General features: G+C 45.1%; 9 protein-coding genes and 1 pseudogene. All 10 read left to right on the forward strand.

The window, feature by feature from the left end; genetic code table 11:
- The first annotated feature begins 41 nt into the window (after positions 1-41).
- Positions 42-1,298, forward strand: coding sequence for a phage portal protein (locus ACOEN1_RS01540; RefSeq protein WP_422484645.1), 1,257 nt, complete (start codon positions 42-44; stop codon positions 1,296-1,298).
- On the forward strand, positions 1,295-1,993 hold the full coding sequence (locus ACOEN1_RS01545; protein WP_213167793.1) for a head maturation protease, ClpP-related: 699 nt from the start codon (positions 1,295-1,297) through the stop codon (positions 1,991-1,993). Before ACOEN1_RS01540 ends, ACOEN1_RS01545 begins: the two co-directional genes overlap by 4 nt.
- A gap of 19 nt (positions 1,994-2,012) precedes the next feature.
- Positions 2,013-3,221 (forward strand): phage major capsid protein, encoded by a 1,209-nt coding sequence (locus tag ACOEN1_RS01550; protein ID WP_422484646.1) that lies wholly within the window; start codon positions 2,013-2,015, stop codon positions 3,219-3,221.
- Between the two features lie 12 nt (positions 3,222-3,233).
- Complete coding sequence (locus ACOEN1_RS01555; protein WP_422484647.1) at positions 3,234-3,590, forward strand: hypothetical protein; 357 nt, start codon at positions 3,234-3,236, stop codon at positions 3,588-3,590.
- An 18-nt stretch (positions 3,591-3,608) separates the two neighbouring features.
- Positions 3,609-3,917 (forward strand): head-tail connector protein, encoded by a 309-nt coding sequence (locus tag ACOEN1_RS01560; RefSeq protein WP_422484648.1) that lies wholly within the window; start codon positions 3,609-3,611, stop codon positions 3,915-3,917.
- Between the two features lie 2 nt (positions 3,918-3,919).
- The gene (locus ACOEN1_RS01565) at positions 3,920-4,252 is read left to right on the forward strand and encodes a phage head closure protein (RefSeq protein ID WP_422484657.1); all 333 of its coding nucleotides are present in this window, start codon (positions 3,920-3,922) and stop codon (positions 4,250-4,252) included.
- A gap of 7 nt (positions 4,253-4,259) precedes the next feature.
- Positions 4,260-4,676: an HK97-gp10 family putative phage morphogenesis protein gene (locus ACOEN1_RS01570; protein WP_422484658.1), complete on the forward strand. Its 417-nt coding sequence runs from the start codon at positions 4,260-4,262 to the stop codon at positions 4,674-4,676.
- Positions 4,673-5,017 (forward strand): hypothetical protein, encoded by a 345-nt coding sequence (locus ACOEN1_RS01575; protein WP_422484649.1) that lies wholly within the window; start codon positions 4,673-4,675, stop codon positions 5,015-5,017. Before ACOEN1_RS01570 ends, ACOEN1_RS01575 begins: the two co-directional genes overlap by 4 nt.
- Positions 5,018-5,596: pseudogene (locus ACOEN1_RS01580) on the forward strand (major tail protein); the annotation flags it as partial. It abuts the gene before it with no gap.
- Between the two features lie 317 nt (positions 5,597-5,913).
- On the forward strand, positions 5,914-6,320 hold a 407-nt coding region (locus tag ACOEN1_RS01585), incomplete at its 3' end, for a hypothetical protein (RefSeq protein WP_422484650.1).

The following is a 6,320-nucleotide window of genomic DNA, read 5'->3' on the forward strand; positions in this document are numbered from 1 at the left end:
ACTTTACAAAAATACTACACATTTTTAGGAGGTTGAAGTCCATGGGAATATTGCAAGGGATATTCAAAGCGCGTGATAAGCCTAAAGACACTCTAGGTGGCAGCCGCTACAGCTTCTTTTTTGGAAGCACCAGTGCTGGAAAACCGGTCAATGAGCAGACTGCCATGCAAATGACCGCAGTGTACAGCTGCGTGAGAATCTTATCCGAGACGCTAGCTGGTCTACCCCTTCATGTCTACAAATACAATGATGCTGGCGGTAAGGAGAAAAACCTAAAACACCCACTTTACAAGTTGCTCCACGATGAACCAAATCCTGAGATGACTTCCTTTGCGTTTAGAGAAACGCTGATGAGTCATCTTTTATTATGGGGAAATGCCTATGCTCAGATTATTAGAAATGCACGAGGTGAAGTGATATCTCTCTATCCACTCATGCCAAACAAAATGACAGTCGATCGCGATTCAAGTGGTCGGCTTTTCTATATGTATCAGCGTGGCAATGAGGATGTCCCTTCTCTTGGTAGAGAACATCAGGTGTATCTATCACCATCAGACGTCCTTCATATCCCAGGACTTGGCTTTGACGGGCTGGTAGGCTATTCACCCATAGCCATGGCGAAAAATGCTGTGGGACTTGCTATAGCCACGGAAGAATATGGAGCTAAGTTTTTTGCTAATGGGGCTTCACCGGGAGGCGTCCTTGAACACCCCGGTACTATCAAGGATCCTCAGAAGATTAAAGAATCCTGGAATGCAGCTTATCAAGGAAGTGGTAATGCCCACCGGGTGGCTGTCCTTGAGGAAGGTATGAAGTATCAGCCTATTGGTATTTCTCCTGAACAGGCTCAGTTCCTAGAAACCAGAAAGTTCCAGATCAATGAGATCGCTCGTATCTTTAGAGTGCCCCCTCATATGCTTGCTGATCTAGAGAAGTCATCCTTTAGTAACATCGAACAGCAATCACTGGAGTTTGTAAAATACACCCTCGACCCTTGGGTGGTCCGCTGGGAACAGTCCATGTGTAGAGCGCTGCTAATGGAAAGTGAGAAGCCTAATATCTTTATCAAGTTTAATGTGGATGGCCTTCTGCGTGGTGACTATGTAAGTCGTATGAGTGGCTATGCTACTGCCCGGCAGAATGGCTGGATGAGCGCCAATGATATCAGAGAGCTAGAAAATCTGGATAGAATTCCAGAATCCTTTGGTGGCGACCTCTACCTCATCAACGGCGCAATGACAAAATTACAGGACGCAGGCGCGTTCGCAAATATCAAAGAAACGGAGGAACCTAAATGAAGAAGTTTTGGAACTGGGCGCGTGATGAAAACACTGGCGTCCGAACACTATATCTAGACGGCGTTATTGCCGAAGACTCATGGTTTGACGATGATGTCACCCCTAAGGCATTTAAAGCAGAGCTTACTGCCGGTGAGGGTGACATAGTTATTTGGCTCAATTCTCCAGGAGGTGATTGCATTGCTGCTAGTCAGATTTACGCCATGCTGATGGATTACAAGGGTACTGTTACCGTAAAGATTGACGGTATTGCAGCCTCAGCCGCCTCAGTCATCGCCATGGCGGGGACAACGGTGCTTATGGCACCAACTGCCCTCATGATGGTCCATAACCCCCTTACAGTGGCCATTGGGGACAGCGAGGAAATGAAAAAAGCCATCGCTATGCTTTCTGAAGTTAAGGAGAGCATCATCAATGCCTATGAAATCAAGACAGGCCAGTCAAGAACAAAGCTCTCCCATCTTATGGATGCAGAAACCTGGCTCAATGCAAAGAAGGCCATCGAGCTTGGTTTTGCGGATGGCATCTTGGAGGACGAAAAGAAAAGAAATCAGACCGAAGACTTTACCTATGCCTTTAGCCGCAGAGCTGTTACCAACTCTCTACTGGATAAGGTAAAACCCAAACTAGAAAAAGAGAATACTGGCACCCCAATTGAGTCGCTAGAAAAGCGGCTTTCTTTGATTCAACACTAAATTTTAGGAGGAAAACACTATGAATAAAATTCTTGAACTGCGTGAAAAAAGAGCAAAATCCTGGGAAGCTGCTAAAGCATTCCTCGATACCAAAAGAGGTACAGATGGTATCGTATCTGCTGAAGACACTGCAACCTATGAAAAAATGGAAGCGGATGTGGTTGCCCTTGGTAAGGAAATTGATCGACTGGAAAAGCAAGAAGCACTGGACCGTGAGCTTTCAAAGCCTTTAAACACACCACTTACCGGGAAACCTATCTTCCAGGGGATGGAATCCAAAGGCGGCAGAGCCTCTGCTGAATACCAGAAAGCCTTCTGGAATGCCATGAGAACCCGTTCTGGTGAAGGACTCGATCCTGTTATTAAGAATGCACTGCAGATTGGTACTGACACTGAAGGTGGCTATCTTGTACCGGATGAATTCGAGCGTACCCTTATTGAAGCTTTGGATGAAGAGAATATTTTCAGAAAGCTGGCCAACGTCATCTCCACTTCTTCTGGTGATCGTAAGATTCCAGTAGTGGCTTCCAAAGGAACTGCTTCTTGGATTGATGAAGAAGGTGCTATTCCTGAAAGTGATGATAGCTTTGGACAGGTGTCTATCGGTGCTTACAAGCTAGGTACCATGATCAAGGTATCGGAAGAGCTTCTAAATGACAGCGTGTTTAATCTTGAAAACTACATCGCTAGAGAGTTTGCAAGACGTATCGGAAACAAGGAAGAAGATGCCTTTTTTACTGGAGATGGTTCTGGAAAGCCTACAGGTATCCTTGCAGCCACTGGTGGAGCCCAAATCGGTGTAACCGCTGCAAGTGCCACTGCGATTACCGTTGATGAGATTTTGGACCTCTTCTACTCTCTTAAATCGCCTTATAGAAATAAGTCCGTGTTCGTTATGAACGATGCCACCATTAAGGCAATTAGGAAGCTGAAAGATGGTCAGGGTCAGTATATCTGGCAGCCTTCACTTCAGGCTGGCACGCCAGATACCATTCTGAACAGACCTGTTTACACTTCATCCTACGTTCCTACCATTGCCGCATCTGCAAAGTCCATCATCTTCGGTGATTTTGGCTACTACTGGGTAGCGGATCGTCAAGGAAGAGTCTTCAAGAGACTGAATGAGCTCTATGCAGCCACTGGCCAGGTTGGCTTTGTTGCCACTCAGCGTGTGGATGGAAAACTGATTCTGCCTGAAGCCATTAAAGTGCTTCAGCAGAAAGCGTAATGGAGGTGTCCTATGGGTTATAACACAAAGAACTATACCGAACAGGGTGGTGAAAAAACCGTCATTGGTGGAACTCTAGAAATCAAGGAGGGAGCATCTGTTACAGGGCTCTCTCCTCATCAGATCAGTATTGCTACCGAAACAGCTCTTGGAGGAATCAAAGCTGCCACAAAAGCTGAAACGGACACAGTCCCTGCCAAAATTGATGAAGATGGAATCTTGTATGTTCCCACATATCCAGTCGTACCTGAGACACCAGTTGCCGATTACCAAGCTCCTAGTACCGCTGAAGATATCCCAGGCCTACTGGCAGACTTTAATGCCCTTCTCACCAAACTTAAGACTGCAGGGCTTATGATTTCAGACTAATGAAAGGATGGTGGCGGTATGACACTGCTGGAAAAAGTAAAAGCAAATCTTATTCTTGATCATTCGGCTGATGATGAACTCCTTGAGATGTACATCACCGCCGCTACCCGGTATGCAGAAAGTTATCAGCATCTTCCTGAGAACCACTACATGGAAGCAGGTATGCCAGCCACCACACAGCAAGCCATCATTATGCTGTCGTCCCACTTTTATGAATCCAGGGACGGCAGCACAAGTGGTTTCTTTTCTGATAATGTACAGGCTGGACAGCAGGTGTGGAATACAGTCAATCTCCTGCTGCGGCTTGATCGGGATTGGAAGGTGTAGTCATGAGCTTTGGGAAAATGAATACCTTTATTGACATCATTGAGAGCGTCACTATAAAAGATCCCGAAGGCTTTAAAACTGAAGTTGATAACATTATAGCTTCTGTTAGAGCTTACCGTGAAGGTCGCCATGGCAATGAGAAGTGGGCAAATAGAGCTTCCTTTTCTGAAGCCACAGACCTTTTTCGCTTTCGCCACATCCCTGGCATAACCATAACAACATCTATGGTGGTCATCCATAGAAATAAGAGATTTGAAATCACATCTGTTGAGGATGTGAAAGGCCGCGGGATGTATATTGAGGTGCTGGCTAAGGAGGTGGTTCCAAGTGGCTAAAGCAACAATGCGTATACCAGATGATTTCTTGATGAAGCTCTCAAAGCTTGGTGATAAGACCGATGAGATTGTCTCGAAAGTTTTAGAAGCTGGCGGTGAAGTTGTTCTGGATAAAGTCAAATCCAACCTTAAAGGTGTTATTGGTAATAATACCAAAGAAAAAAGCCGCTCTACCGGTGAGCTGGTTTCTTCCCTGGGCCTCTCTCCCACTAAGCTAGATCGAAATGGAAACTTCAATGTCAAGGTTGGCTTCAATGAACCTCGTGGTGATGGAGATGCCAATGCTAAGATTGCAAATATCCTTGAATACGGTAAATCAGGTCAGCCACCTAAGCCCTTCTTGAAGCCAGCAAAATCCGCATCTCGGAAGGCATGCATAGAAACTATGAAATCAGAACTGGATAAGGAGATTGAAAAGCTATGAGCTTACTTGCAGATTTAAACCTCATACTGGCTCCCTTTGATATCCCTGTGGAAACAGGAGTGTTCTCTGATGTGCCTCCCGATGAATATCTGGTCATTACGCCTATGTCAGACAGACTGGATCTCTTCGCGGATAACGAGGCCTATATGATTGTTTCAGAGGCTAGACTGTCCCTTTTTACAAAGAAGAATTATAACAAACGTAAAAAGGAACTGACTAAAGCCCTGCAATCTGGCGGGATAACCATCACGGATAGACAGTATGTGGGTTACGAGCATGATACTAAATTTCATCATTACGCCATCGATGTAATGAAAGAATATGAAACGGAGGAAGAATAAATGGCAACGATAGGATTGGATAGTTTATATTATGCCAAGATCACAGAAGATCAAAACGGCATTGAAACCTATGGTACCCCTAAAGTACTGGCTAAAGCCATGACTGCAGAACTGAGTATTGAGCTTATTGAAGCAATTCTCTATGCAGATGACGGGGCCAGCGAGGTGGTGAAAGAATTTAAAAGTGGTGCCCTGACACTCGGTATTGATGATATCGGATCATTGGTAGCACAGGATTTGACAGGATGCAAAATTGACAGCAACAATGTGGTGGTTTCAAGAAGTGAAGATGGTGGTAGCCCTGTGGCAGTTGGGTTTCGTGCCAAGAAGGCCAATGGAAAATATCGCTACTTTTGGCTCTACAGGGTTATCTTCTCTGTTCCCGCCACAAGTCTTGCGACTAAGGGCGACTCCATCACATTTAGCAGTCCCACCATAGAAGGAACTGTTTTTAGAAGAAACAAGCTGGATGGTGAGAATAAGCATCCCTGGAAAGCGGAAGTCACTGAAGGTGATAACGGTGTAGCAGCACCAACGATTACGAGTTGGTTTACGTCTGTCTATGAACCAGATTTTACAGCCGTAACCCCAACCATAACCATCACAACTGAGCCGGCAAGCTTAACTGAAGTAACCGCAGGAAGCATTTCTGGAAGCCTCTCTGTTGTGGCAAATTCAAACACCTCAAATCCTGTAACCTATCAGTGGTATGAAAACACCGTTGACAGCTCTACTGGCGGGACAATCATCAACGGTGAAACTTCTGCGAGCTTTGATATTCCAACGGACCTTTTGGCAGATACCTATTACTACTACTGCGTCTTAAGCTCTAGTGGCGCAGAAAACGTGACGACTACAGTGGCCACTGTTGTTGTTTCTTAATGGGAGGGTTGATCATGGCAGATAAAAAATTAAAGATCGACGAAGCCGCTGAAGAAAGAAGTACCACCATTGATATTGGTGGCACAGAGTTTAAGATGATTCTTACCACTAAAGCTACAAAGGAAATTGCCAAGCGCTATGGTGGTCTTGAGAATTTGGGCGATAAGCTCATGAAAACTGATAACTTTGAAATGGCGCTCGAAGAGGTGGTGTGGCTCATCACCCTTCTGGCAAACCAATCCATCCTAATCCATAATATTAGGAACAAGGATGATAGAAAAGAACTGCTCACAGAAGATGAAGTGGAACTTCTTACCACTCCATTTCATCTAGCTAATTACAAAAATGCCATCATGGCCAGTATGATGAAAGGTACAAAAAGGAATGTGGAGAGTGACGACTCAAAAAACGAGGTGGTCGG

It is taken from the genome of Gudongella sp. DL1XJH-153, assembly GCF_049310905.1.
Classification (GTDB): domain Bacteria; phylum Bacillota; class Clostridia; order Tissierellales; family Tissierellaceae; genus Gudongella.